At 44.6% G+C, this 25,016-nt stretch carries 19 protein-coding genes and 1 pseudogene; 13 read left to right on the plus strand and 7 right to left on the minus strand.

The annotated features are described in order from the left end of the window. Nucleotides 1-71: 71 nt before the first annotated feature. From AB4329_RS12365 to AB4329_RS12390, 6 genes are all read left to right on the plus strand, one after another. Nucleotides 72-1,694: a phosphoethanolamine transferase gene (locus tag AB4329_RS12365; protein ID WP_372138447.1), complete on the plus strand. Its 1,623-nt coding sequence runs from the start codon at nucleotides 72-74 to the stop codon at nucleotides 1,692-1,694. Between the two features lie 327 nt (nucleotides 1,695-2,021). After that, complete coding sequence (locus tag AB4329_RS12370; protein ID WP_017062015.1) at nucleotides 2,022-2,957, plus strand: CorA family divalent cation transporter; 936 nt, start codon at nucleotides 2,022-2,024, stop codon at nucleotides 2,955-2,957. Then, nucleotides 2,957-3,532, plus strand: coding sequence for a mechanosensitive ion channel family protein (locus tag AB4329_RS12375; protein WP_372138449.1), 576 nt, complete (start codon nucleotides 2,957-2,959; stop codon nucleotides 3,530-3,532). The genes AB4329_RS12370 and AB4329_RS12375 overlap by 1 nt, the downstream gene beginning before the upstream one ends. A 268-nt stretch (nucleotides 3,533-3,800) precedes the next feature. Beyond that, nucleotides 3,801-4,628, plus strand: coding sequence for a GNAT family N-acetyltransferase (locus tag AB4329_RS12380; RefSeq protein WP_065584472.1), 828 nt, complete (start codon nucleotides 3,801-3,803; stop codon nucleotides 4,626-4,628). Nucleotides 4,629-4,780: 152 nt separating this feature from the next. Then, nucleotides 4,781-5,620: an AraC family transcriptional regulator gene (locus AB4329_RS12385; RefSeq protein WP_017062012.1), complete on the plus strand. Its 840-nt coding sequence runs from the start codon at nucleotides 4,781-4,783 to the stop codon at nucleotides 5,618-5,620. Between the two features lie 111 nt (nucleotides 5,621-5,731). Then, entirely contained in the window at nucleotides 5,732-6,364 is a 633-nt protein-coding gene (locus tag AB4329_RS12390; protein ID WP_137001602.1) for a triacylglycerol lipase, read from the plus strand. Between the two features lie 133 nt (nucleotides 6,365-6,497). Here AB4329_RS12390 and AB4329_RS12395 read toward each other — a convergent pair whose 3' ends face one another. After that, nucleotides 6,498-7,472 (minus strand): arginine deiminase-related protein, encoded by a 975-nt coding sequence (locus tag AB4329_RS12395; RefSeq protein WP_017061193.1) that lies wholly within the window; start codon nucleotides 7,470-7,472, stop codon nucleotides 6,498-6,500. A gap of 586 nt (nucleotides 7,473-8,058) precedes the next feature. On the opposite strand from AB4329_RS12395, the gene AB4329_RS12400 reads away from it, so the two are divergent. Further along, a complete protein-coding gene (locus tag AB4329_RS12400; RefSeq protein WP_372138451.1) occupies nucleotides 8,059-9,909 on the plus strand; it encodes an ABC transporter ATP-binding protein in 1,851 nt (616 codons plus the stop codon). 286 nt (nucleotides 9,910-10,195) lie between these two features. Continuing rightward, the gene (locus AB4329_RS12405; protein ID WP_017065155.1) at nucleotides 10,196-10,900 is read left to right on the plus strand and encodes a hypothetical protein; all 705 of its coding nucleotides are present in this window, start codon (nucleotides 10,196-10,198) and stop codon (nucleotides 10,898-10,900) included. A 108-nt stretch (nucleotides 10,901-11,008) separates the two neighbouring features. Here the strand turns inward: AB4329_RS12405 and AB4329_RS12410 are convergent, their stop codons facing one another. Beyond that, nucleotides 11,009-11,497 carry an Lrp/AsnC family transcriptional regulator gene (locus AB4329_RS12410; protein WP_004732526.1) on the minus strand — a complete coding sequence of 163 codons (489 nt, stop codon included), beginning with the start codon at nucleotides 11,495-11,497 and terminating at the stop codon, nucleotides 11,009-11,011. Nucleotides 11,498-11,775: 278 nt separating this feature from the next. Between AB4329_RS12410 and AB4329_RS12415 the strand changes: the two genes are divergently transcribed. After that, nucleotides 11,776-11,946 carry a hypothetical protein gene (locus AB4329_RS12415; RefSeq protein ID WP_017061196.1) on the plus strand — a complete coding sequence of 57 codons (171 nt, stop codon included), beginning with the start codon at nucleotides 11,776-11,778 and terminating at the stop codon, nucleotides 11,944-11,946. A gap of 662 nt (nucleotides 11,947-12,608) precedes the next feature. Here the strand turns inward: AB4329_RS12415 and putP are convergent. The 4 genes from putP to AB4329_RS12435 all read right to left on the minus strand — a co-directional run bounded on the left by putP (nucleotide 12,609) and on the right by AB4329_RS12435 (nucleotide 19,144). Continuing rightward, on the minus strand, nucleotides 12,609-14,135 hold the full coding sequence (gene putP / locus AB4329_RS12420; protein WP_170930181.1) for a sodium/proline symporter PutP: 1,527 nt from the start codon (nucleotides 14,133-14,135) through the stop codon (nucleotides 12,609-12,611). 149 nt (nucleotides 14,136-14,284) lie between these two features. After that, entirely contained in the window at nucleotides 14,285-14,989 is a 705-nt protein-coding gene (locus AB4329_RS12425) for a 1-pyrroline-5-carboxylate dehydrogenase (RefSeq protein ID WP_123305772.1), read from the minus strand. Between the two features lie 11 nt (nucleotides 14,990-15,000). Further along, nucleotides 15,001-18,138 (minus strand): bifunctional proline dehydrogenase/L-glutamate gamma-semialdehyde dehydrogenase PutA, encoded by a 3,138-nt coding sequence (putA, locus tag AB4329_RS12430; RefSeq protein ID WP_372138453.1) that lies wholly within the window; start codon nucleotides 18,136-18,138, stop codon nucleotides 15,001-15,003. A gap of 181 nt (nucleotides 18,139-18,319) precedes the next feature. Beyond that, on the minus strand, nucleotides 18,320-19,144 hold the full coding sequence (locus AB4329_RS12435) for an AraC family transcriptional regulator (RefSeq protein WP_017061200.1): 825 nt from the start codon (nucleotides 19,142-19,144) through the stop codon (nucleotides 18,320-18,322). A gap of 252 nt (nucleotides 19,145-19,396) precedes the next feature. Between AB4329_RS12435 and AB4329_RS12440 the strand changes: the two are divergent. Continuing rightward, a pseudogene (locus AB4329_RS12440) lies at nucleotides 19,397-19,573 on the plus strand (SUMF1/EgtB/PvdO family nonheme iron enzyme); the annotation flags it as partial. 364 nt (nucleotides 19,574-19,937) lie between these two features. Then, entirely contained in the window at nucleotides 19,938-20,720 is a 783-nt protein-coding gene (locus AB4329_RS12445) for a PAS domain-containing protein (RefSeq protein WP_372138455.1), read from the plus strand. A 102-nt stretch (nucleotides 20,721-20,822) separates the two neighbouring features. Here AB4329_RS12445 and pdxH read toward each other — a convergent pair whose 3' ends face one another. Continuing rightward, on the minus strand, nucleotides 20,823-21,458 hold the full coding sequence (gene pdxH / locus AB4329_RS12450) for a pyridoxamine 5'-phosphate oxidase (RefSeq protein ID WP_017061203.1): 636 nt from the start codon (nucleotides 21,456-21,458) through the stop codon (nucleotides 20,823-20,825). 167 nt (nucleotides 21,459-21,625) lie between these two features. On the opposite strand from pdxH, the gene AB4329_RS12455 reads away from it, so the two are divergent. Together AB4329_RS12455 and AB4329_RS12460 are read left to right on the plus strand one after the other, a co-directional pair. Further along, nucleotides 21,626-23,548 carry an ATP-binding protein gene (locus AB4329_RS12455; RefSeq protein ID WP_372138456.1) on the plus strand — a complete coding sequence of 641 codons (1,923 nt, stop codon included), beginning with the start codon at nucleotides 21,626-21,628 and terminating at the stop codon, nucleotides 23,546-23,548. Between the two features lie 84 nt (nucleotides 23,549-23,632). After that, nucleotides 23,633-24,919 carry a sigma-54 dependent transcriptional regulator gene (locus AB4329_RS12460; protein WP_017066341.1) on the plus strand — a complete coding sequence of 429 codons (1,287 nt, stop codon included), beginning with the start codon at nucleotides 23,633-23,635 and terminating at the stop codon, nucleotides 24,917-24,919. Nucleotides 24,920-25,016 lie beyond the last annotated feature (97 nt).

Raw genomic sequence — 25,016 nt, forward strand, 5'->3', positions numbered from 1 at the left:
GCGTTGATATTAGAGCTTTCTTGGTAGCGAGACTAAAATAAAGGGATAAGAGACGCAGGAAAACAAGACCTATGAATCTACCAAGCTTTAACATGTCGATAAACAAGCTGCCTTTTGTGTTGGCCGTGTATTACCTGCTTGTCATTAACTTGCCTATCTCACGCGAACTGTTCAATATTCTTAGTGCCTCACAAGCCGAAAGCATTGGGTTTATCATCTCGATCCCATTTTTCTTTCTCGCCGCATTCAACTTTATCTTTCAAGTATTCAACTGGCCGATATTCGCCAAAGCTTTTTTTATCTTGTTACTACTTACTTCCTCTTTAGTCAGCTACAGCATGTTCAACTACGGCATTTTTGTAGACTATGGAATGATAGAAAACGTCTTCGAAACCAACAGCGGAGAGGCTGCTAGCTACCTAAGCAGCTATTCTATTTTATGGTTTGTTCTGATGGGAGGAGTCCCGTCACTGCTGCTTTTATTTACGGATCTTGAAAAAGAATCTTGGAAAGATTTTGCTATTTGGAAGGCGATTGGATTGCTCTCTTCGTTGATCGTCATTGCCATCATTGCCGGGTTGTTTTACAAAGATTACGCATCGATTGGTCGTAATAACTCTCATCTTAAAAAGATGATCATTCCGACCGAATACGTCGCTTCAACCGCAAAATACATCAACAATACTTACATCAAAGAACCGATTCCTTACCAAGAAATCGGCTTAGATGCGCAGCTAAAACCAGAAGCTAAACAAGCTGAAAAACCAACCTTATTGGTGTTTGTTCTTGGTGAAACGGCACGTGTATATAACTACCAATATTATGGCTATGAGAAAGAAACCAATGCTCATACCAAACCCTATAACCCGATCTTTTTCTCTGATGTTCAGTCATGCGGAACAGCCACTGCGGTTTCTGTGCCGTGTATGTTTTCTAACATGAATCGCAGCAACTACGATCGTGATAAAGCCTACAACCAAGATAACGTAGTCGACATTATGAACCGCGCGGGCATTCACTCTATCTGGCGAGAGCACGATGGTGGAGACAAGGCGGTCGCACATCGAATCAAAGAGATGACTCTCGTCGCCAAAGACAGCGACCCGCTGTGTAATAACGATGTGTGTTATGACACAGCCATGCTAGAGAACTTCGAACAAGATACTCAAGATCTTAAACAAGATAGCATCATTTTCTATCATATCTCCGGATCTCACGGCCCAACTTACTTTGAGCGATACCCAGAAGATCATAAGAAGTTTGTGCCAGACTGCCCACGTTCTGATATCGAAAACTGCACCAAAGAGCAAGTGGTCAACACCTACGACAACACCATCTTGTACACAGATTTCTTTCTATCACAGGCTATTCAGAAACTAGAGAAACTCACCGATAAGTACAATGTCGCGCTGATGTACATTTCCGATCACGGAGAATCATTGGGAGAAAATGGCATCTACTTACACGGCATGCCTTATTCATTGGCACCGAAAGAGCAAACCCATGTGCCTATGATCCTATGGATGTCTGATGGTTTCGCCGAGCAGAAAGGGATAAACCAGACCTGCTTAAGAAAGGCAGGCAAAGAACAGAGCTTCTCCCAAGATAACCTGTTCGATTCTTTACTCGGCCTAATGGATGTACAAACCAAAGAATACCGAGAAAACCAAGACATTTTTGCTGCGTGTCGGTAGTGTTTTTGCTTATGTAAACCATCGGAAAACTCGAGTTGCCTGAACAAGCTCTCCTCAACTTCCCCTAAAAAGAAAAGACCTCGGTCTTTTCTTTTTTTTCGTCGCTAACATGGAGCCAGAGTGCTAATTTATAACGACGAAACAATGAGCTACATTTAATAGAGACAATAATGGAAGAGTCCGTCGTACTCCAAAGACCAACATGTCTTATTAGACTTCATCTCACTCACATCGCTCATTGAACTTACCACGATTAAGCTCAGTTCAATACCGCGCCTGAATGGCGCATAATATCAATGTTTACGTCATATCATTAAGGACAAATGAATGGACGCTTTCATAATTTCAAGCTGGCAATTTTCTGAGGGGGTGGCACATGAACACACCACCAGCCCAGCCTCATTCGAGCAATCAACTTGGTATCACTGCCAAAGAGATGCTGACGGTTTGAGAGAATGGCTCCACAGTAATACGGTTCCAAATGCCATCATCGATTCATTACTCACCGATGACACCCGCCCTCGGTTCGAACAATTTGGCCACGACTGTTTTTTGATGATTCTGCGAGGCATTAATCTAAACGAAGGTGCTAACCCTGACGACATGCTTAGCCTACGCATCTTATGGTACAAAGGCACTTTAATATCGACACGTAAAGTTCCTTCAAAAGCGGTCAGTAATCTGATATCTGATCTCAAACAAAACCAAGGCCCTACATCATTACCTGATGTGTTGTTGGGCATGATCCGTGGAATCAACCACAGTATTTCAACCTTCCTAGCACCCGTCGAACTATTAATTGACGAGTTAGAATCTACATCCAATATCGACATAAGATCCATTAACGCTCTACATTCAAGGCTACTCAGACTAAGGCGTTATTTGAAGCCACAGAAATACGTTTTTGAAGATTTAATGAGTGACCTACCTGCGCCATTGAGTAAGCACAACAGTCATATAAAGAACAGCCTTGATACCATCCTGAGAATTAACGAGTCTGTTGAGTTTTACATCGAACAAATTAATGTATTTTTAGCGAGCCTAAGTCAGCAACAAGCTGAAAAAATGAATAGAAATACGTACCTATTTTCTATCATTGCAGGTATTTTCCTCCCTGCTGGGTTTTTCACCGGTTTACTGGGTGTCAATATCGCTGGGATACCCGGAACAGATAACCCGATAGCATTTCCACTATTTTGCGTTGGGCTGCTCGTGGTCATAGCGGCAGAGGTCGTTATTTTGAAAAAATTGAGGTTTATTTAATGGTTGAGTTTTTGCAATCCAATATGTGGCTTAGACAAGTAGTTTTAGGTTTACTTCTTATCACTGTGTATTGGGTGATCAAACGCTTGGGTAAGAACTGGATAGAAACATTAGCGGAAAATAAGCGTGTCGAATTGAAGCGAAAGCAGTTCGTGATTAAGTGTTTCAATATTGTTCTGTTTCTACTCTTCATCGCTGTGTTTACGATTGTTCTTAACTTGGGTTTTGGTGATATTTCTCTGTTCTTGTCTTCGATATTTGCGGTGCTGGGTGTCGCTTTATTCGCGCAATGGTCGATTCTAAGTAACCTCACAGCCAGCGTACTAATATTTTTCGTCTTCCCTTATCGCATTGGCGACAGAGTAAGAGTCGCGGAGAAAGACGAAGACATCAGCGGTGTGATCATCGATATCACCATGTTCCATGTTATTCTTCGACACAGTTCGGGCAACATTATCACCTACCCTAATAACCTGATCCTACAAAAAGGCGTGATAAAGGTATTAGTTGATCCTGAGTTAAAGAGTGAAACTGTCGATACAAAACTCGTCAAAGCTGAAGACTCAGATAAGTAATGCGCCCTCTGTTGAACTTCCACATCAATAAGTTCAACAGAGGGTAAGATATCTTGCCCTCTTTCAATTAACATAAGCTCTCCTGTTAATACTTACACGCCTTTCAAAACTGACGTTTTTATTCAATATCAATCTAGAGTACTCACCTACAATTGCTGCTATTGAAACGTGGCTTGGCTAATCAATTTATCTCATCGTCCGTTGACGCACCTGAGAACAAGATGACAACCACGCACTCTACCGAATCGAAACAACAGGAATTAACGCGATGTTAGACATCAAAAAAATCTCAGTACTTAGCGACTTAAGCGAACTTAAAACGGCTTACTTTGCTGAATCTACAGCTCCACTCGATGGCATGTGGCATTTTGGCTTTGTACCTATGTCTGACCATTACGGCTTTTACGAAGATGACAAACTTGTGGGGTATTGCGTATTGAACGGAGAAGGTTACTTACTTCAATTCTACCTAGCACCAACAGCCAACACCAATATAGAAGACTTGTTTACCTTAATCGTAGAAAACAACAGCTCTGTGATTGGTGAAGTGAAAGGCGCATTCGTAAGCACGGCAGAACCACAATACTTGTCACTATGCATGGATAACACCCATTCATTTAAGGTGAACTCCTTGATGTATTGCCAAGACCAAGAAGCTAACTCTAGTCGTAATTCAGGTCGTATTGAAGACATCGAGATGACTCTCGCGACGCAAGAACAACTCGATCAATTAGTCGAATTTGCTTCATCAACGATTGGTGCGCCAAAAGAGTGGTTAACCGGCTACTACGGCAATTTGATTGCCCGCCAAGAGTTATGGGGCTACTGGGAAAATGGCAGCGTTCTCGCAGCCGGTGAGTGCCGTAAGTTCGATGAGCATCAAACACAGTTTGCCGACCTGGGTATGATTGTCGCTCAACAAGAGCGCGGAAAAGGGTTAGCAACGCGTGTTCTTAACTTTCTAAAGCAGCACGCTAACCAGCAAGATTTGGAAGTTATCTGTTCAACAGAAAATAGCAATATTGGCGCGCAAAAAGCTATCACACGCGCTGGGTTGTCATCAAAGCATCGCATCTTACAGTTTGATTTTCGCTAGTTGAAAACTCAGCTTTACCTCGCACTGAGCATGCGCACTCAGTGTGAAGTGAAGCTAAGATGCCAAGCGCAAGCAATTAGTATGGATAAAACTGTCACAGACAACGATATCCACATATAGTGGTAAAGTACTCATCAGAAATAGAAGTTCGAATGATCAATTGGTTACAGTCGCCAAAATCCCCTGAAATCGCTCAGTTCATTGATTGCTACTGGCTTATCGAGAAAACGCCCGATGCCCAAACTCATCAGTTTCCGATACTCAACCCTGACCCTTCAGCGCATTTAATCCTGTCCCCCTGCGATCAGCCGTATCACTACACAATAGAGCAGCAAGTCGAGCAAGGGGTTGGCAGCCACCTGTTGCTGCCCCATCACAAAGCCATTGAACTTGATCACTCGAAGCCGTTTATTCACTTGGGCATCAAGTTCCACGTTGGTGCTTTGTATTCGTTAGTCACCCCTGATTGCCCGCACCCAAGCCTAGATCGCGTCAATACCATCGACCTTGCAGATTTACTAAACAACTCTGATGTCGATACGATGTCACTGATTAAGCTTGCTCAAACCGACTTTGAAGCTTGTTGCCAGAAGCTGGATGATTTACTACTTCCATGGTTATCGACCGGTAAAACAGATAGACACAGTGAAATCACTCACAAAGTGTTGGGTGTACTTGATTCGACGCCGATTGCAGAGCTTAGCGACAAGCTGTTTTGCTCGCAAAGAACATTAGAGAGAAGCTTCAACAAGGTAACAGGGCTGACATTAAAACAGTGCCAATCGATGAACAAACTCGAAGCTATGTTGGAATACTTGTATAAGAGAAATTTGGATGACATCGACTGGATGGACGTCGCCTTTCAATTTGGGTTTAGTGACCAACCGCACCTAATTCGTTACCTCAAGAAAACCATTGGCCTAACACCCAATACTTATGCCAAACAAGGGGGATTAACTATAGACGTTTATGGCGGGGTCAGGTCAGAATAACGAACTGCCACTACGACACTCTCTGTCTATTGTGTCCCATTCACAGCAAGTTTTGTTGAGTTTAGAATTGCGACTCCATATACTGAAAACACCATCAGTCGGAGGGCAATAATGAATAATAAAAACAAACATATAGTTTTAATTCATGGCCTATATATGCCTGCGTTGATCATGCTATATCTGGATAGAAACTTCAAAAAACGCGGCTTTACAACGCACAAATTTGCCTACAACTCGCTGCGTTTCCCTTCTGCAGCCAAACGCCTCAATCGCTTCGTAAATGCTCGCTTTAATGAGTACGATGAGGTCTATTTCTTTGGTCACTCACTCGGTGGCTTGCTGATTCGCCACTACTTTAAGTTCTACCAACCCGACTTTGCAGACACCTGCATTATTACCGCAGGTACGCCGCACAATGGGGCAACCATAGCCAAAACGCTTTCGAATCATGGTCTTGGATTTATATTTGGTTCGAGCAAAATGATCTTAAGTGATGGCTTGGGTGACTACGATATTGATGTGCCGATTGGCGTGATTACAGGTACCTACGACGCCGGAGTCGGACGTATTGTTCTGGGAAGAAACCCGGGCGATGGCACAGTCACACTCGAAGACGCCAACCTGAGAGGAGCAACGGATACTTACGCCCTCAAACTCAACCACACGGCGCTCGTCTACTCCAAAGAAGTCGTAACACTGTCGGCTCAGTTCATCGAACACAGAGCTTTTAAGGACGCTTCATAGCCTATTTCCATTAGCTTTTGCGCGTTGACTCCTGTATCGAGCTCTGTTCTCTTATATGTGAAAGACAAAAACAAAAATACCACTCTGCGATAAGAGTGGTATTCAAAGATTCATTACTGAAAGTGAGTGCTTGTTACAGACGATTTACTCGCGTTGGTAAAAACACCTCACCCAACATGCATCGCACCGAACCACCGCCAATGTCTTCAATCGTTTTCACGTTAAATGGCAGCAGTTTTCCATGCGTCGAAAGCTGAGCTAACTGGGCTGGAGAAAACGCATCGTAAGCCGATTGAGACATCGCGATTACCTTATCGCCATTCACGGTTTCCAATTGCAGAATGTTGCCGCAGAATCGGTTCATCTGATCGATCGAGATCGAGATAACTTGCTTGTCTTTTGCAAGAGATTTCACCACAAAGCGGCGTTCAAACTCAGGAATCACTTCATCACAGATCACGCAGAAGTTATCACCAATCGCCATCATCACATTGGTGTGATAAATCGGCTGACCAGACGGTAATGCCGTTTGGAACGAAACCACGCGAGAATAACCAATACGCTTCGCATAATCTTCTAATACTTCACGGTCGCAACGCTGAGAAAGCGCCGCATAAATCGTCTTATTGATGTGATCGATAACCATCACACCGGTGCTCTCTAGATAAGAACCTTGCGCGATGTAAGACTCTAGAGACTCGCTATGGTTAACAATGCGACCCGACGCTTCTAACGCTTCAATAAGAGCATTTGGCTTAACTTCATTCTGACGGTTTTCACAGGCCATAGGGAAAGTGAATAAACTTCCATCACTACAAGTACTGAACCAGTTGTTTGGGAACACTGCGTCAGGGGTTTCGACACCCAATTCTGGGTAATCAAACTCTACAACTTGCACACCTTCTTTACGCAACGAAGCGACCATAGCTTTAAATTCGGCCATCGTTTCTACTTTCACCTCAGCTTCGGTCAGATTAACTCTGTGCTGAAATTCGTTATCACGTGCTGTTTCTTCGTTAAATTTAAACTCTTTTGGTGGCACCATAACAACGCAATTGGCGTTTTGAACATTAGTGATATGAAGTGATTTTTTGTGTAGGTTTAACATTTCAACCGTCCCTATCTTTTATTTACTTCAGAATTGTAAACAACTTGTTACGACAAGATTCACTGAAAAGAATATTGATTTGAATATTTATCCCAAACAATTACTGCAGATCTTAGATTAATCGGTAATTTTTACTGCAAGATAACAGCACATCAGAAAGAACCAACTGTATGCATATTCGTTAAGTCACTTTATGGATAAATATTCTGATTCCATTTTCTCGCCCATCACGAGTTTTGATTACAATTCAATCCATTTAACGTTAGGATTATCACCGTTGCATAACAATCAATTACGTTTGAAATAAGCTTAACTTTTCCTGTCTAATTCAATCTAAAATAAGCGTCATGAAAGACACTCTTTGGACCTTTCCTGTATCGCTTAGACAAAGTTTTAGTGTTTTAAAGCCAAGTGCCTAAATAGGCGCTAGAACAAAATCCATCGAATGACTTAATACTGATAAGAACCCATGGGCGCTTATATAATTTCAAACTAAGACAGTTAAATTTCGAATCAAGACCATAAAAACAAAGCTGCACCAACGATGCAGTCGCTTATAGATGCACTAGTTTATAAAGGGAAATCTATGTACAAGAAATTTGAAGGCTTTACTGAAGCCTTTCCAAAGGGAGAGCCGATACAACCTCCTACTGGCATACTGGCATTCTGCCGCCATTACACTCGAGGTTTCGAAAAACCATTGATTTTGCTCGGGTTGATGAGCATGACCATCGCGATCATCGAAGTCGCGCTGTTCGGTTACATGGGGCAATTGGTCGACTGGCTATCAACAAGCAACCCAGACACTTTCTTAGCAGACAACGAATCGACATTGATGGGGCTCGGTATTCTGCTGTTGGTTGTGATGCCAATCTTGATCAGTGTTTACTCGCTATTGCTTCACCAAACTTTGCTGGGCAACTACCCAATGTCGATTCGTTGGTTAGCACACCGCTACCTTTTGAAGCAAAGCCTGTCCTTCTATCAAGATGACTTCGCCGGACGTGTCGCGACCAAAGTGATGCAAACCTCGCTTGCAGTGCGCGAAACTGTGACCAAGATGGTCGATGTGTTTGTCTACGTGACGGTTTACTTCACGGCGATGCTGTTCATGCTTGCTGAATCAGATTGGCGCTTGATGGCTCCGATGCTGATTTGGCTATTCGTTTACATCGGTATTCAACTGCACTTCGTGCCAAAGCTAAAAGACGTGTCTTCAGAGCAAGCGGATGCGCGATCGTTAATGACAGGTCGTATTGTCGATAGTTACACCAACATCGCGACGGTGAAATTGTTCTCACACAGTAAAAGAGAAACCGAATACGCCGAAGAAGGCATGGAAGGCTTCCTAGATACTGTGCACCGCCAAATGCGCTTGGTAACCGGCTTCAACATCTGCGTGGAATTCGCTAACTATCTATTGGTGTTCAGCATTGCGGGTATCTCTATCTACCTATGGCTAGATAGCGCAATCACCGTGGGTGCAATCGCGATTGCGGTCAGCTTGGCTCTGCGTATTAACGGCATATCGAAATGGATCATGTGGGAAATTGGTGGTCTGTTTGAGAACCTTGGTACCGTGATTGACGGCATTAAAACTCTGTCTAAGCCTATTGCTATTGAAGACAAGAAAGACGCGAAGCCTCTGGAGGTTCCACAAGGCGGTATCAACTTCGACAATGTAAGCTTTAACTACGGTGAGAATAAGGGGGTGATCAACAACCTAAACCTCAACATCAAACCGGGTGAAAAAGTGGGCTTGGTTGGCCGTTCAGGTGCAGGTAAATCGACCCTAGTTAACTTACTTTTGCGTTTCCACGATGTAGAAAGTGGCCGCATCCTGATTGATGACCAAGAGATCTCGAGCGTTACTCAAGATTCTCTGCGTAGCAACATTGGTATGGTGACCCAAGATACTTCACTGCTGCACCGTTCGATCAAAGACAACATTCTTTACGGTCGACCAGAGGCATCAGACGAAGAGGTATACGCGGCGACTAAACAGGCACACGCGCATGAGTTTATCGAAACGCTAACCGACCCGTTTGGCAACGTTGGTTACGATGCTCAAGTGGGTGAACGTGGCGTTAAGCTTTCTGGTGGTCAGCGTCAACGTGTCGCTATCTCACGTGTTCTTTTGAAAAATGCACCACTATTGGTTCTCGATGAAGCAACTTCTGCACTCGATTCTGAGGTAGAGGCAGCGATTCAAGAGAGCTTGATTGAGCTAATGGAAGGCAAAACGGTTATTGCGATTGCACACCGCCTGTCGACCATCGCAGCGATGGATCGCCTGATCGTGCTTGATGCCGGCAATATCGTAGAAGAAGGCACGCACCAAGAGCTGATTAACCAGAATGGTATTTATGCGCAGCTATGGAATCACCAAACCGGTGGCTTCATTGCCGATGACCTTGAGCAAGCTACAAACGCTTAATTTTTGTGCTATTTTAAAAGTGCGATGTGATTCACAGCAATTTGTTTATTAGCGGTAAATTACACATGGCAGAATGTTATGTCGTAATTATATAATGACATTAACACCAAAGACGCCTCGCTTGCGCGTTCTGGAATAAGGCTAGACTTCGGGGGGAGGCTAGCCTTTTTTATGCCTGCTATTTGGCGCTCTTTGCTACCTGTCCAATAAACTTCATCGATCCTTTTGTTTTTTTCTTGGCGTTTTTTTCTTAAAATGCGCGCAATATTCTTTCTAGAGATCAACCATGAACAAAAGTGTCTTAACTAACGTTATCGCGTTAGCGCTGCTTGCTGGCGGCTATGCGACAGCAAACCAATACTTGCTTTATGCAGGCCTATTCGCCTTTTCTGGTGCCATCACCAACTGGCTTGCGATTCACATGTTGTTCGAGAAAGTACCCGGCCTATACGGTTCTGGAGTGATTCCAGCGCGCTTTGAAGAGTTCAAGGCAGCCATCAAGCAACTGATGATGGAGCAATTCTTTACAGAAAGTAACATCGACCGCTTCCTAAGCAGCGAGATGACAGGAAAGTCGCTCAATCTAGAGCCTGTGATTCAGAAGATCGACTTTAACCCTGCATTCGACTCACTGGTGCATGTTATCGAGAACTCTCAGTTTGGCGGTATGTTGGCAATGTTTGGTGGCACAGAAGCACTAGAGCCAATGAAAGCGCCGTTTGTTGAGAAGATGCAAGAATCTGTGATTGAAATCAGCAAGAGTGATTCTGTAAAAAATGCCATCAAAGACGAGCTAGAATCGCCTGCGATGATGGATGAAATCAAAGAAAACATTGAGGCGATCATCGATCAGCGCTTGAATGAACTAACACCTAAGCTGGTTAAAGAGATGGTTCAGACCATGATCAAGAAACACCTTGGTTGGTTGGTCGTTTGGGGCGGTGTATTCGGTGGTGTGATTGGCTTAATCTCTGCGGCCATTACGCTTTAAGGCGAACAAGTTTATCGGGTTGCTCTTTATCTGACGCTCAACAAAAAATGGAAGCTTATTGCTTCCATTTTTTATATCTAAATCACGTTGGTAAGCGAAATTAGGCCACTATTTTAGAGTTGCCAACAACTCAGGGTTCACGCCGAAGCCCTTTTTATGCTCTTCAATCACCACTTCACTACGTGTCTGAATCACACCAGGCAAGGTGCCCAACTTCGTTGCCATAAACGCTTGGTACGCCTTCATGTCTTTCACTCGAACCTTGATCATGGTGTCAAAGTCACCCGACAGTGAGTAGCACTCTTCCACCTCAGGCATCATTTCCACGGCTTGGGCAAATTTGTCGAAGATCGAAAAGCTAGTCTGATCGAGACGGATATGGATAAAGACTTGAACATCGAGTCCCAGCTTTTCTGAACAAAGCTCAGCATGATAGCCCGTGATGTAGCCCTCTTTCTCCAATCGCTTGAGTCTATCAGAGCAAGGTGACGTCGTAAGGTTGACCTGTTTTGCCAGTTCAACAACAGGTAAACGCCCTTTCATATGCAGAATTCTTAGTATCTCTTTATCGATACGATCGAGCTGATGCTGAGACATAACATTCCTTAAACATTCTAAATTCCGCTCAGTATATTCCATACCAAGTGCAATCGAAGAAAACCTCGCTCACACATTTAAAAACTAAATGCACGGATGATATTCACGCCAGATATAAACACATACAAATAGATAAGAAACCTTATAAATCAAACTCTGGTTATTAACAAATTATTATAGAAATGACCCGATTAACAAATAAGTTGAGCCGGAAACGAAAGAAAGGATATAGGCCAAAGTGAATAATAGAATTATCAAAGAGAAAGGATGACTCTATTATGAAAACGCAAGAACTCGCATATAAACCTTACGGTATTGGTTCATGGACACACGTAACGGTATCAAAAGATGTTGCTCAGGCACTAGCAAATGAATACTCAAACTATGGTTGGGATGTGAAGATTGATGGCGACGCCATTGTTGCCGAGCTAGCACTCAAAGCCGCATAGAAACGCAAAAACCTCCTAAAACGGAGGTTTTTTGATCTAAGTTAGTGAGCGCTTACTGTAAGTTAAGCTAAACCAATTTGGGGTACAGTACTTCCTGTTTCGCAACGACAATTGCACGTGCGGCAGAAGTGCTGAGTTTCCATATCGTAGTACAGGTTTCCACTAAATAGTTTTGACGTCCATTGCATCATACGGCCAGAAGCTGTCTCGGGCTCTGATTCACAACGTTTCATTATAGACTTATGTAGTGTTGTTTTTTTACATCCTTTGCAATAGAGATCAGGCATACCTTTGTCCTATAGGTCTTTAGTGGTTACTGACAATTGACACATCATGTCCAATTCGGTTCCACAATTCACCGAGCTAATGACAAAAGTGAGCGCCAAGTTCAAAAAATAGCCATTTTTCTGTTTTATTTTTTGACATCACACGCCATTGAGTAAGTTGATCTTTCCCTTCTCACGCAAGATCCTACCGCTTCGATTTACATTGTAAACCCCCATTTCAATATCAGAAAACCTCGAATAAACTTAATTTGAAATAAGACAAAGGTCGTACTCACATAAAAAAATAGAGCCACCGAAGTGACTCTATTGCTTTTATTTTTCAATTTCTTTTTAGCTAACGTTCTTTGCTAATTCACATCTGTTTTACAATGTAAATTAGTCTAGCTCAACGAGGTTCTTCTCGAACTCAGCGTGTTGCTTCTTAACTTCGTCTTCAGGCTCGCCCGTAATTAGACTCACGATAACGATAGAAAGAGTCGATAGGATGATTCCCGGTACGATTTCGTACACATCGAACCAACCGCCCGTGAACTGTTTCCAAAGTACGATAGTCACACCACCAACCACGATACCCGCGAGAGCGCCGTTACGGTTCATACGAGACCAGTACAGGCTCAATACAATAGCTGGGCCGAATGCAGCACCAAAACCAGCCCATGCGTAAGACACAAGGCCAAGTACTGAACTGTCTGGCGTCATCGCTAGTACAAGTGCAATCAGAGAGATTAGGATAACCGCGAAACGGCCTACACGAACAATCTCTTCAGACGTCGCGTCTTTCTTCAGAACTTGCTTATACAGATCTTCTGCCATTGCAGATGAAGAAACAAGAAGTTGTGAATCCGCAGTACTCATGATTGCCGCTAGGATTGCAGCAAGTAAGATACCTGCGATTACTGGGTGGAACATCGCGTTCACAAGAAGCATGAAGATCTTCTCGCCATCGTCTAGCTTAGGTGCGCCCGAGTTCGTCACGTAGATTAGACCAACAAGACCAACCAGCATTGCACCAATCATAGACAGTGCAGTCCATACCACCGCGATACGACGCGCGGTTGTTAGGTCTTTGTTGCTACGCGTTGCTTTGAAACGAGCCAAGATGTGTGGCTGACCGAAGTAACCTAGACCCCATGCCGCTAGCGAGATGATCGCGATAGCAGAAAGTGGTTCACCTTTCGCATCATTCCATAGCGTTAGAAGCTCTGGGTTAATGTTGTGTAGGTCAGTAGACAGTTGGCCAAGGCCACCGTTCATTGCTGCGATTGGTACAATCAATAGCGCAGCAGACATCAGTAGACCTTGAACCAAGTCAGTCCAAGATACCGCAAGGAAACCACCAAACAGGGTGTACGAAACCACACATACTGTGCCGATAATTACCGCTGTTGTGTAATCTAGGCCAAATACCGTTTCAAACAATTTACCACCCGCTACCAAGCCTGAACTTGTGTAGAAAAGGAAGAATAAAAGGATAAAGAAAGCAGAAATTGTTTGGATCAGCTTAGAGTTATCATTGAAGCGACGAGATAGGAACTCAGGCAACGTCAGTGATTCAGTTGTAATACTGTAAGTACGCAGACGCTTAGCACTGATTAACCAGTTAGCCCAAGTACCCACAAGTAGACCACCAGCAAGCCAGAATGCTTCAAAGCCAGCAGCGTAAGCGTAACCTGGTAGGCCAAGTAGCAACCAACCACTCATGTCTGATGCACCAGCAGAAAGTGCAGCAGGCCATGGACCTAACGAACGACCACCTAGGAAGTAGTCAGTTGAGTTAGATGTACGTTTGTAAGCAATAACACCGATTGCCAGCATCATAATTAGATACGCAATGAACGTCGTCGTTATTGCAAAACTGTTTTCTATCATTTGATAGTCCTCATTTTGTAGAAAGCCTTCCATGCCTAATTCAATGCAAAGCACTCACCGTAAAGGCAAGCAAATGCATTGAGTTAGGTATTCAGGCTCCAAAGCACTATGAGTTAAATCCAAAGATGGAGAAAACCAAAATGGAAAAAAACAAAAGTGTTTAGAGCCAGTATTACTGAAGGTTAGTGAGCTTCGCTTCCAAGTTCGAGCAAGGTCGCGTTACCGCCCACGGCTGTTATATTTATAGTTCGCGTACGCTCGGTAATGAAGCGCAGCGATAGGTGTGGATCATTAGCAACATTCATTGCCGTTAGATCCGTTTCAGCTACTAAACCGACGATTGCACCGTCACGCTTAGCAAGTTGTAAATTGATAGCTTGAGCCGTTTGTGAATTACCCACGTAACCTGCACTTCGTACATCGCAAGACAGCAGCTGTTGAGCAGCGTCGTACGAGGCAACCTGTACCAAGTTAGTTGGTAGATTCGCTTGTTTCGCGGCGTCAGCAATTAAGGTATTGAACTGCACGTCATCACTGCACAGTTGCACGCTGTTACCCGCTAATAGTGCTGCGGTAATCATCGCGGTTGCTGTTTGCAGTGCTGGCACTTTCTCTTCGCAATCATCAACAATCACCAAAGCCACGCCACGACCTGCAGCATACAGCTCATTGGTTTCGCCCGTAGGCCCCGCCATGAGGTGATGCTCAGAAAGCAGTGCAGACGCTTGCTCTAGATGATAAGTCGCCACAGCTGCCAAAGGCGCAGATTGGCTTTCGATCTCTGATTTGAATGAAAGTACCTGAGCACTCTTATGATCAAAATCGGTAAGATTCCATTGTTCCCACGCTAACAAAGCATCAGAAAAACCTGTCACTTGATGAACCATGATACTGCTCCTTATGCCTTGTCTTGTGATTGAGAAAACTGAACATCAGTAAAGCGATATAGGTAGTGAGGACCACCCGCTTTAGGGCCTGTACCCGACAAGCCTTGACCACCAAATGGTTGAACACCAACAACAGCGCCCACTTGGTCACGGTTGATGTAACAGTTACCCACACGAACGTGTTTTTCGATCCAACGGTAAGTTGTCTCGTTACGGCTGTGGATACCCATAGTTAAGCCAAAGCCCGTTTGGTTAATTTGGTCTACCACTTGCGCTAACTCACTCGCCTTGAAGCGAACGATGTGCAGCACAGGACCAAACTGCTCTTCTTTCAAGCAACTGATGTCATCGATTTCAAAAGCACTTGGTGGAACAAAGTCACCATGTTCACAATCCGTACCTAAAGAAAGTTGAGCCACCTTCTTCTGGGTATTGGTCATGTTTTCTAAGTGCGCCATTAGCTTCTGTTTTGCGTTTTGGTCGATAACAGGGCCAACATCGGTTTTATGAAGGTGTGGAATACCAACACTCAACTCGTCCATTGCACCGTGAATCAATCCAACCACGCGGTCTGCAATGTCTTCTTGGATGTAAAGCACACGCAGTGCAGAACAACGTTGACCTGCTGAAGCGAATGCAGAACGAATAACATCACGAACTACCTGTTCAGGCAGTGCGGTACTGTCGACGATCATCGCATTCTGACCACCGGTTTCCGCGATAAACGGAACAGGCTTAGCGTTACGACTTGCCAATGACACGTTAATGCGTTGTGCAGTTGGGGTTGACCCCGTGAAGGCAACGCCTGCAATCGCATCGTGGCTAGTTAGCGCACTGCCGATCTCTGCACCACGACCAGGTAGAAGTTGAATCGTGCCAGCAGGGAAGCCCGCTTCATTCATCAGTTCAACCGCGCGAGCCGCAATCAAGCTTGTTTGCTCTGCAGGTTTCGCCACAACCGTGTTACCCGCCACTAGTGCAGCTGTAATTTGGCCAAGGAAGATCGCCAATGGGAAGTTCCAAGGGCTGATACAAACGAATACACCACGACCTTGTCGCGAAGCGATTCGAGTTAGACCATCAAAGCCTTTTAGCTCAAAACCTTGTAGGTTGTTCGCTTGTTTTGCGTAGTAACGACAGAAGTCGACCGCTTCACGCACTTCATCAATGCTGTCGTGAATTGTCTTACCTGCTTCTTGATGACAAATTGCCACCAGCTCAGCCAGGTTGTCTTCCATCAGGTCAGCCAACTTATCAAGCGCTGCCGCTTTGGTTTCAACTGAAGTTGCGTTCCAATCAGCAAATGCTGCATCAGCGCCAGTGATCGCTGCGGAAACATGATCAAGGTTAGCGAAAGCCACCTGACCCACATTAATTCGACGATCATAAGGTGCAGTCACTTGCTCAACGTTCTGATCAGCCTTGATCATGCTTTCGGCAAGAGATTCGCCGTTGATCACAGGTCCAGCAGTCCATTGATTGTTCAAAAAGCCTTTTACTTGCTCTTCAAACTGATGCGCTTCGCTCTCGATATCAATGTTCACACCGTATGAGTTCTTACGCTCAGGGAATACCGCTGGCGGCAGAGGAATCTTAGTGTTGTTCAACGTATCGAATGCCAAAAGCATGTCGACTGGATGCTGTGTTAGCTCTGCTACAGGGCAACGAGCATCAACCAAACGGTGTACAAACGAGCTGTTTGCACCATTCTCTAACAGACGACGTACTAGGTATGGCAGTAGATCTTTATGGCTACCAACTGGCGCGTAAATACGTACCGACTGTTGGTAAGCTTCCATTGCATGGTTGTAAAGTGAATCACCCATGCCGTGTAAGCGTTGGAATTCAAAGTCTTTATGGTCTGTCATCACTGCAATAGCGGAAACCGTATGAGCATTGTGGCTAGCAAACTGCGGGAAGATATTGCCACGAACACTTGGGCTCAATAGATAACGCGCACACGCTAGGTAGGCTACATCAGTCGCTTCTTTGCGAGTGTAAACAGGGTAGTTATCGAAACCAGCTTGTTGTGACCATTTGATCTCACTATCCCAGTAAGCACCTTTAACTAGGCGAAGTGGGATTAAGTCACCCTGCTCTTTTGCTAGGCGGTTTAGCCAAACTAGAACCGGTAACGCACGCTTTGAATACGCTTGAATAACCAGACCAAACTTGCCCCAGCCTTTCACTAGCTCGCTGCGATACAGTTTTTCGAATAACTTAAGCGAAAGCTCTAGGCGATCCGCTTCTTCTGCATCAATCGTGATCGCAACATCAAGCTCAATCGCACGGCGCAGTAACTGCTCTAGCGTGTCGCATAGCTCAGTCAGTACGCGGTCTTCATTCGCCACTTCATAACGTGGGTGAAGCGCAGAAAGCTTGATAGAAACAGACGGTGCTGGGCTAGATTTTGAAGAGACGTATGTGTCTCGACCTACGGCTTCAATCGCCATTAGGTAATCTTTGAAGTATTTGTTTGCGTCAGCAGTGGTCAGTGCCGCTTCACCTAGCATGTCGTATGAGTAGGTAAAACCTTTGTCACGCATAGACTTACCGTTCTTCTGCGCTTCAGCAATGCTGCGACCAAGAACGAATTGGTGACCCATCACCTTCATCGCTTGGTGCATCGCTTTACGAATCACCGGCTCAGAAAGCTTGTTCACTAAACGGTTAACCGCTTGACCTGCACTCTGCTCTTTAGATGAAAGTCCAACCACCTTGCCTGTTAGCATTAGGCCCCAAGTTGATGCGTTAACAAAAACCGAGTCAGAATTCTTCAGGTGAGATTTCCAATCCGCAACGCTAAGTTTGTCGCGAATCAACGCATCAGCGGTTGCCGAATCAGGAATACGCATCAAGGCTTCCGCCAGACACATTAGCAAGATGCCCTCTTGAGTATCTAAGCTGTATTCAAGCAACAAGGCATCGATCATCTGAATAGATGTTTTATCCGCACGGATAGACTCAATCAACGACGTCGTTTTGTCTGTAATTTGCTGCTTTTCAGACTCAGAAGGGGTAGCTAGCGGCAGAAGTTGCTCTAGCCATTGGGTTTCATCCACCATATATAATGGTGAGATAAGCGTCCAAAGATCAGCAAGCGACTGCTCATTGAATTCTGGCTTTAACACATCAGTAGCTGTAAACATGCGTTTTCCTTAATCTCACACCCGAAAAGAGTTCGGGATCTCTACAATGGCTGCAGTGTATTTAGAGTATATAAGGATTACTTGTCAAAAACTCCGAGTTTTTTGCTAAAAACTCGCTTTATTAACAAAACAAACACAAGGTCACATATGAAACTTTAAAATAATATGCCGTTTTGTTTCACTATTTAACAGAAATTTTCTTTTTGTATTGGGATGGTGACATGCCTTGAAGGCGTGAAAAGGTGTGAGTAAAGGAAGATTGACCGGAGAAACCAGCCAGTTCAGCGACCTGACCAAGGCTAAGGTTACCCTGTTCAATTAAACGGCGAGAACGATCGATACGCTTACCAAGAACATACTGGTGAGGGGTAATGCCCATTTGCTCTTTGAACAGCATATGGAACTGGCTTTCGCCCAAGAACACGCTGCCCGCAAGCTGAGCGACAGAGATCTTATTCGCGAGGTGTTGCTCGATGTAGCGATCCAGTGCTTCAAGATCAAAACGCGAGTCTTTAATTGAGGTTTCAAATGCCGATATGTGCCTTTGCATCAGAGCGATCACCGTGTCATTGCAGGCACGGCTTAACAATAGATCATCCGGGCTCGCCTGCATTTCTTGCACCAACATATGGATAAGCTTTTGAATTTGCGCGTCTAATTGGAAGTAGACGTTCGATGATTCTAACTGGTTAATCTTCTCTAACATTAGAGGGTCATCATCGGTTGGCACAGGCATATTGAGCACTAGGATATCCGACTGACCAACCACCCCACCGAAAGCATGATCAGAGCTCGCTGTTACCACACAACCTTGACCCGGCCCGATAAGATTACCTTTACCGCAAACTTCAAATTCCGCCTGACCATTTAAACCAATCACGACTTGCGAATAGTGGTGATCGTGACAATCCATATGCGAAGGCAAAGTAATGATCTCCGCAGGGCGAGGGCCAGTAAGGCCTAGCGGGGACAAGTCTAGGTTTGGAAAGGGTAAAGGTTTTGGCATGACAGCAAAGTACTCAGATCGACATAGTGAGAATAATACTCTGAAATCTGCACAAGATGAATTTGTAAATGATCATGAGAGTCATTTCCTCACCATAAACAGAAGATCATTACCGCGATCATCTTGATCATGCCTCCGGAAAGATGATCAAGAGCGTACAAACTACGGGCATTGTAAAACCAATCGTTCCGGCGAATTTAGGGGCTTCACAAGCAATCACACGAACACGAACACGAACACGAAAAACATTTTACAGGCTTCTACGACATGGTGGGTAATGTATGGGAATGGACAACCGTTCAGAAAGGCCTAGCGAAAGGTGGCGCGTGGAGCTTCTCTCCTGAAGAAGCAAAAGTGTTTAACGAACTGTACGTACCGCCTTCAACGGCAGCGAACTATCTAGGATTCCGAGTAGTACGAGAGCTGTAGGCTCCCAGTCATAGGCTCAGAACCCCAAATATTTACTCTAGGTTCTCAATTATCACATTGAGCAACATTTATAGGGGAATTCCCCCCTTATGCATAAGCACTCCTAGGAGTAGATTCGTCGATAGAGTAGTAAGTCACTCTGGGTATCAAATTGATGCCTCAGTTTAATTTACCTGACCCTCGTAAATTAGACTGAAAATCTTCTACATGTCGACAAGGCATATCTTGTCTTTAGCCAGCCCCTCTTCAGGCTGGCTTTTTTTTGCCTGATTATCACCCTTTATGCCCATCGATTCTCCGTGATTGACACAGTTAATCAACAGTCCGTTTAACTGTCAGTCACCCCTTATTTTTCGTACTCTAATTGCCATTGCAGCGCTATAAGAAACTGATATCATTGCCATACCTCAGCTTACGAGATAAAACCTTGCCAGATCCACTCAACTCCATACATCGTTCTTTATTCGAACAACTTCCAGGCTGCTGGGGCTGCAAAGATACTGACTCGGTCTTCGTGTATGCCAACCTTGCTTACAACCAATTGATTGGCTTAAAACCCAATGAGACTTGTACTGGCTTGACCGACTTCGACATGCCCAGTCAAACCACTGAGTGCGCACAAGATTTCAGGGCTCAAGACAAACATGTAATGGATACACGCAGTACCCTTAAGATTCTCGATATTCACCCCTATCCAGACGGACGCTGGCACGCCCATATCTTTACTAAAACACCATGGCTTGATGACGACGACAACGTCCAAGGCACCATCTTCTATGGCCAAGAGCTTACCGATACCGCGATCTTAGAGGTCGGTCATTGGGTTTGTCAGGCCACAGGAACAAAAAGCGATCAGGCATCGCTTGCGGGGTCAGAGCCGCGCGTGTCTAAGCTGCAAAAGCGGCTGACTTCGAGAGAATCAGAGGTGCTGTTCTTACTGCTTTTCGGCAAGAAACCACAGTACATCGCGTCGACGTTAAACATTTCAATCAAAACGGTCGAAGGTCATGTCGCTAGATTGAAACAGAAGTTTGATGCACGCAGTAAAAGCCAATTGATTGAGTATGCGTTGGATTCAGGATTGGGCTCAGTGATCCCAGAAACTCTGCTCAAAAAACAGATCTCTGTTGTTCTTCACAGTGACTGATTGACTGTTCAGCTGAAAATGCAGACAAAAAAATGCCGTTGATTTGATCAGTCTAATCAACGGCATTTTTGGATCTGTTAAGCAGCTAAGCGATCAAGCAGCCTAAGGCGCTAGGCGATCAATATCCCAACTGTTGTCTTGACGTGAGAACAAGAAACGGTCGTGCAAGCGGTGTTCACCACCCTGCCAGAACTCAATACTATCCACACGAACTCGGAAGCCACCCCAGAAAGAAGGCACAGGAATCTCGCCTTTGGCAAACTTCTGTTTAAGCTCTAGATACTTACCTTCTAAAATTCCACGCGCTGAGATGCGGCTACTCTGCTTACTTGCAATCGCGGCCAATTGGCTCTCTTTTGGACGTGACGAGAAGTACTTCATATTTTCCATAGCCGTCAGCTTTTCAGCCGTGCCCGTAATATGAACTTGTCGCTCAAGTGGATGCCAAGGAAAGTGCAAACTGATTTTGCTGTTGTGCTCAAGCTGGTGCGCTTTACGGCTACCTAGGTTGGTGTAAAAAACGAAACCGTCTTTATCCACATTCTTCAGCAGAACAATGCGTTGGAATGGCTGACCATTTTCATCAACCGTAGCAACTGTCATGGCAGTAGGGTCCGTCAACTTCGCTTCAATGGCTTGCTCTAGCCATAAATTGAATTGCTCAATCGGGTCTGCGGCCAAGTCTTTACGTCTCAATCCACCCTTAGCGTATTCGCGACGAATATCTGTCAGTTCCATTTGCTTGCTCCTTTAAATTTTTTTGTGATTTTGCGCCGTAATCCTTTGAAACACAAGTCTAAGCCATGGTTTTGTCTCACAGAAGGTGCTCTGTGTTAACAAGATCTCGGTACTCTCTCCATCATATTGATAATCTTTATACAAACCGATGACAAGCTGAGATCCGAGTGACCAAAATACTGCCTAACCTAATGACACCCTTTGTTTTATTCTCATTGTTATTGGGAGCTGCAGGGCTGACCGCAACCCACTTTATGGCAGTGCAATTCCAAGAAAAAATCGTCACTCAGCAACTCGATGAAGCAGCAAGTAAAGCCAATCTACAAATCGACTCTGAATTGGATAAATTCAAACAGATCCCGGATTTGCTCAGCCATGACCCGCGCTTGCTCTCTTATTTTGACTCATCACCACAAGCAGACAAGATTTCCGCTGCGCAGCTCAATCAATTGCTATTTGAATGGTCGAATCAAAGCCAAGCCGACACCATCTATATTCACGATCCGAACGGTACTGTGGTCGCTTCCAGTAATTACCAAAAGCCTCGCACTTTTGTGGGTGAGAACTTCTCGTTTCGTCCCTACTTTGCTTCTGCCATTCAAGGTAACAACACACAATATGTCGCGCTAGGCGCTCGTTCGAACGTACGCGGTTATTTTCTGTCTTCACCTCTGTATATCGACAAGGAAATTGTTGGCGTTATCACCGTAAAAGTGAGCTTAGAAAATCTCGAAAACATCCTAACCAGCGACGATTTTGAGATCGTAGTACTCGACTCGAACCAAGTGGTCTTTCTATCAAGCCAAGCTCCATGGCTTTACCATTCATTGTTGCCATTAACGCAGCAACAACAAACGGATATCGCACTTCAACGCCAATACGGTCAAAGCGAAATTTCGATTATCGAAGCCTTTCGTTCTTCAAGATCTCAGTCAGAAGCTAGCAACGCCAATCAATCTAGCAACCTTCAATCCAATGAAATCCGAAAAGAGCTCACCGCCAACCAGTTATTCAAGCTTGGTGCTTTTAATCTTTACCCCGCTACCATCAGCAACAACCAGTACCAAGTCGTCGCCCTAAAAGAGACCAGAGCTGAACTTATTAAAATCTTTCAGATCGATGTCATCTTCGTAGTGATTTACAGCTTGGTGATGCTCATCGCTTGGTCGTGGCGCCAGACTTATCTCGCGAAAGTGGCGTTGACCCGACTCAACCAAAACCTAGAACAAACCGTAGATAAACGTACCCACTACTTGAAGCAATCCAATCAACAGCTGCAACAAACCCTTTTTCAATACCAAGAGTCGCAATCCAAGTTGAAACAGACAGAACAAGAGCTGACACAAACCGCGAAATTAGCGGTACTCGGTGAGCTGTCAGCCAGCATTAACCACGAAATCAACCAACCGCTTGCAGCACTGCGAACCTACAGTGAAAACAGCTTAAAGCTACTGGAAATGGAACGAACCGATTTAGTGAAAAGCAATCTTGAGAAAATGATTGGCCTCAACAACACCATTACCGACATCATCGCGCGACTCAAAGTCTTTACTCGCAAGGTCACCAAACAAGAACATCATGTGGCGAACCTGCATCAAGCGGTCAATAACGCCACTAGCATTCTCAGTGCGCTGATGATCAAGCAAGGCATTACGCTAAGGCTAAGCACGGTGCCAGATGACATCAATATTGCGATTCATCCAACCGAACTCGAACAAGTACTAGTGAACCTGATTCACAACGCGATTCAAGCGCTGCAACAACAAGTTCTTGAACAGAAAATCTTGCAGGAGCAACAAAACCTGGAAAGCGTTGACCAACAGGCTAGCCCACAGATAGGCATCGAATGGCAACTTCATCACAACTCTTGTCAGCTGATCATTTGGGATAACGGAATTGGCATGCCAGATGACAAACTAGAACAGCTGTTCGACCCGTTTTTCACCACCAAACCGGAAGGTTTAGGGCTAGGGCTTTCAATATCGAAACGGATTATTGAAGCGTATCACGGCACGATCAGCGCGAACCGGTTAGAGCCTTCAGGCATGGTATTCTCGCTAAACATCCCGTTATATAACGATAAGCGCTAACACGCCGTTGTTATTGTTAACGGAAAACGAATTTCACATTACTGCTAATCTCACCTACAGCTAAGGAATCGGCTTTTGCACTCTATGCCTAAACTCTATTTTGTCGACGATGAACCCGCCATTCGAGACTCGGTAGAACAAGCCATGCTCATTGAAGGTATCGATATCGTCGGCTTTCCCAATGCTATTGAGGCATTAAAGAAAATAGATACCACGCAAGCCGGAATTGTCATCACCGATATTCACATGCCGGTAATGGATGGCATTCAATTAACGCAAAAGTTGCTGAGCCAAAATCCTCATTTTCAGGTCATCGTACTTACCGGACATGGTGACGTGCAAACCGCGGTATCAGCGATGAAAGCCGGTGCTTACGATTTTCTGGAAAAGCCATTTGTGGTCGATGCCCTACTCACTGCCGTTAAAAAAGCCGCAGATAAGCTCGCACTGGTTGAAGAGAACAACCTATTGCGTAAAGAGTTGGCAATGCAAAATCAGGTTGGCCCGAAACTGATTGGTCAATCACCATCAATGCAGGCATTACGCCGAGAATTGATCACCCTAGATACCAAAACTAACCCACTTCTATTATTTGTTGGTGATTTAGGGACGGGGAAAAGGGTCACAGCACAATACACCCATGATTTACACAGTCATCAAACCGCGGAGCTTTGCCCTGTCGCTGCGTTTAATTTGCCACGCAGTGACGAAGCGACATTCCATCAGTTTATTTTGCAACTGTTCTTGAAGCATCAAGGTGGAACACTCTATATCCATGAGACAGAAGCACTAACTCAGGATCAATGGCTGTGGTTAGCGAACCTAAAACCCACTCTACTTCGTGAAAACTCATGCAAGACCAATGCAACTTGTATCATTATCGCAACTACAGTAGTTCCTACTACAATTACAGGTGAACTGCGCCGATTTAATTTACTACCCTTGGCGCAAAGAACGGAAGATATTGGCTCTTTGTTCAAACACTTTGCTCGTGGTGCAGCCAGTCGCTATCAACTGCCGCCACCCGTCATTACAGAAAAAGAGATTCAGCGACTCATTGCAACGCATTGGACGGAGAACATTCGTCAGCTTCGCCAACATGCTGAACTCAGAGTGCTGACTCAAATTAAGCAGCCGTCGCTCGACAGCGATACTGATGAGCAAAATGAACTCGATATGAGCATTGAAGAGCAACAACAGTCGTTGAACCAACGCACCGATAGCTTTGAACAAATTATCTTGATTGAGGCGCTACATCGCCATCAAGGTCGTTTAAAAGAGGTACAACAAGAGCTGCAGGTGTCGCGAAAAACACTGTATGACAAACTAAGAAAGCACCAACTCGATAAAACAGATTTCAAGAACCGATAAGTCTTAAAAAATATATAAATTCAAAGATTTAAATGAGCAAAATCTTAACATTTATCAAAAGTAAGAATACACTCAATAGGCTTGCACTTTTATTTAG

This window comes from Vibrio sp. 10N.261.54.A5 (assembly GCF_041471145.1).
GTDB lineage: Bacteria > Pseudomonadota > Gammaproteobacteria > Enterobacterales > Vibrionaceae > Vibrio > Vibrio crassostreae_C.

What these genes read in the sequence shown, in the direction of transcription:
- AB4329_RS12365 (WP_372138447.1), top strand. Translation starts at nt 72, where the DNA reads ATGAATCTACCAAGCTTTAACATGTCGATAAACAAGCTGCCTTTTGTG.
- AB4329_RS12370 (WP_017062015.1), top strand. Translation starts at nt 2,022, where the DNA reads ATGGACGCTTTCATAATTTCAAGCTGGCAATTTTCTGAGGGGGTGGCA.
- AB4329_RS12375 (WP_372138449.1), top strand. Translation starts at nt 2,957, where the DNA reads ATGGTTGAGTTTTTGCAATCCAATATGTGGCTTAGACAAGTAGTTTTA.
- AB4329_RS12380 (WP_065584472.1), top strand. Translation starts at nt 3,801, where the DNA reads ATGTTAGACATCAAAAAAATCTCAGTACTTAGCGACTTAAGCGAACTT.
- AB4329_RS12385 (WP_017062012.1), top strand. Translation starts at nt 4,781, where the DNA reads ATGATCAATTGGTTACAGTCGCCAAAATCCCCTGAAATCGCTCAGTTC.
- AB4329_RS12390 (WP_137001602.1), top strand. Translation starts at nt 5,732, where the DNA reads ATGAATAATAAAAACAAACATATAGTTTTAATTCATGGCCTATATATG.
- AB4329_RS12395 (WP_017061193.1), bottom strand. Translation starts at nt 7,472, where the DNA reads ATGTTAAACCTACACAAAAAATCACTTCATATCACTAATGTTCAAAAC.
- AB4329_RS12400 (WP_372138451.1), top strand. Translation starts at nt 8,059, where the DNA reads ATGTACAAGAAATTTGAAGGCTTTACTGAAGCCTTTCCAAAGGGAGAG.
- AB4329_RS12405 (WP_017065155.1), top strand. Translation starts at nt 10,196, where the DNA reads ATGAACAAAAGTGTCTTAACTAACGTTATCGCGTTAGCGCTGCTTGCT.
- AB4329_RS12410 (WP_004732526.1), bottom strand. Translation starts at nt 11,497, where the DNA reads ATGTCTCAGCATCAGCTCGATCGTATCGATAAAGAGATACTAAGAATT.
- AB4329_RS12415 (WP_017061196.1), top strand. Translation starts at nt 11,776, where the DNA reads ATGAAAACGCAAGAACTCGCATATAAACCTTACGGTATTGGTTCATGG.
- putP (WP_170930181.1), bottom strand. Translation starts at nt 14,135, where the DNA reads ATGGAAGGCTTTCTACAAAATGAGGACTATCAAATGATAGAAAACAGT.
- AB4329_RS12425 (WP_123305772.1), bottom strand. Translation starts at nt 14,989, where the DNA reads ATGGTTCATCAAGTGACAGGTTTTTCTGATGCTTTGTTAGCGTGGGAA.
- putA (WP_372138453.1), bottom strand. Translation starts at nt 18,138, where the DNA reads ATGTTTACAGCTACTGATGTGTTAAAGCCAGAATTCAATGAGCAGTCG.
- AB4329_RS12435 (WP_017061200.1), bottom strand. Translation starts at nt 19,144, where the DNA reads ATGCCAAAACCTTTACCCTTTCCAAACCTAGACTTGTCCCCGCTAGGC.
- pdxH (WP_017061203.1), bottom strand. Translation starts at nt 21,458, where the DNA reads ATGGAACTGACAGATATTCGTCGCGAATACGCTAAGGGTGGATTGAGA.
- AB4329_RS12460 (WP_017066341.1), top strand. Translation starts at nt 23,633, where the DNA reads ATGCCTAAACTCTATTTTGTCGACGATGAACCCGCCATTCGAGACTCG.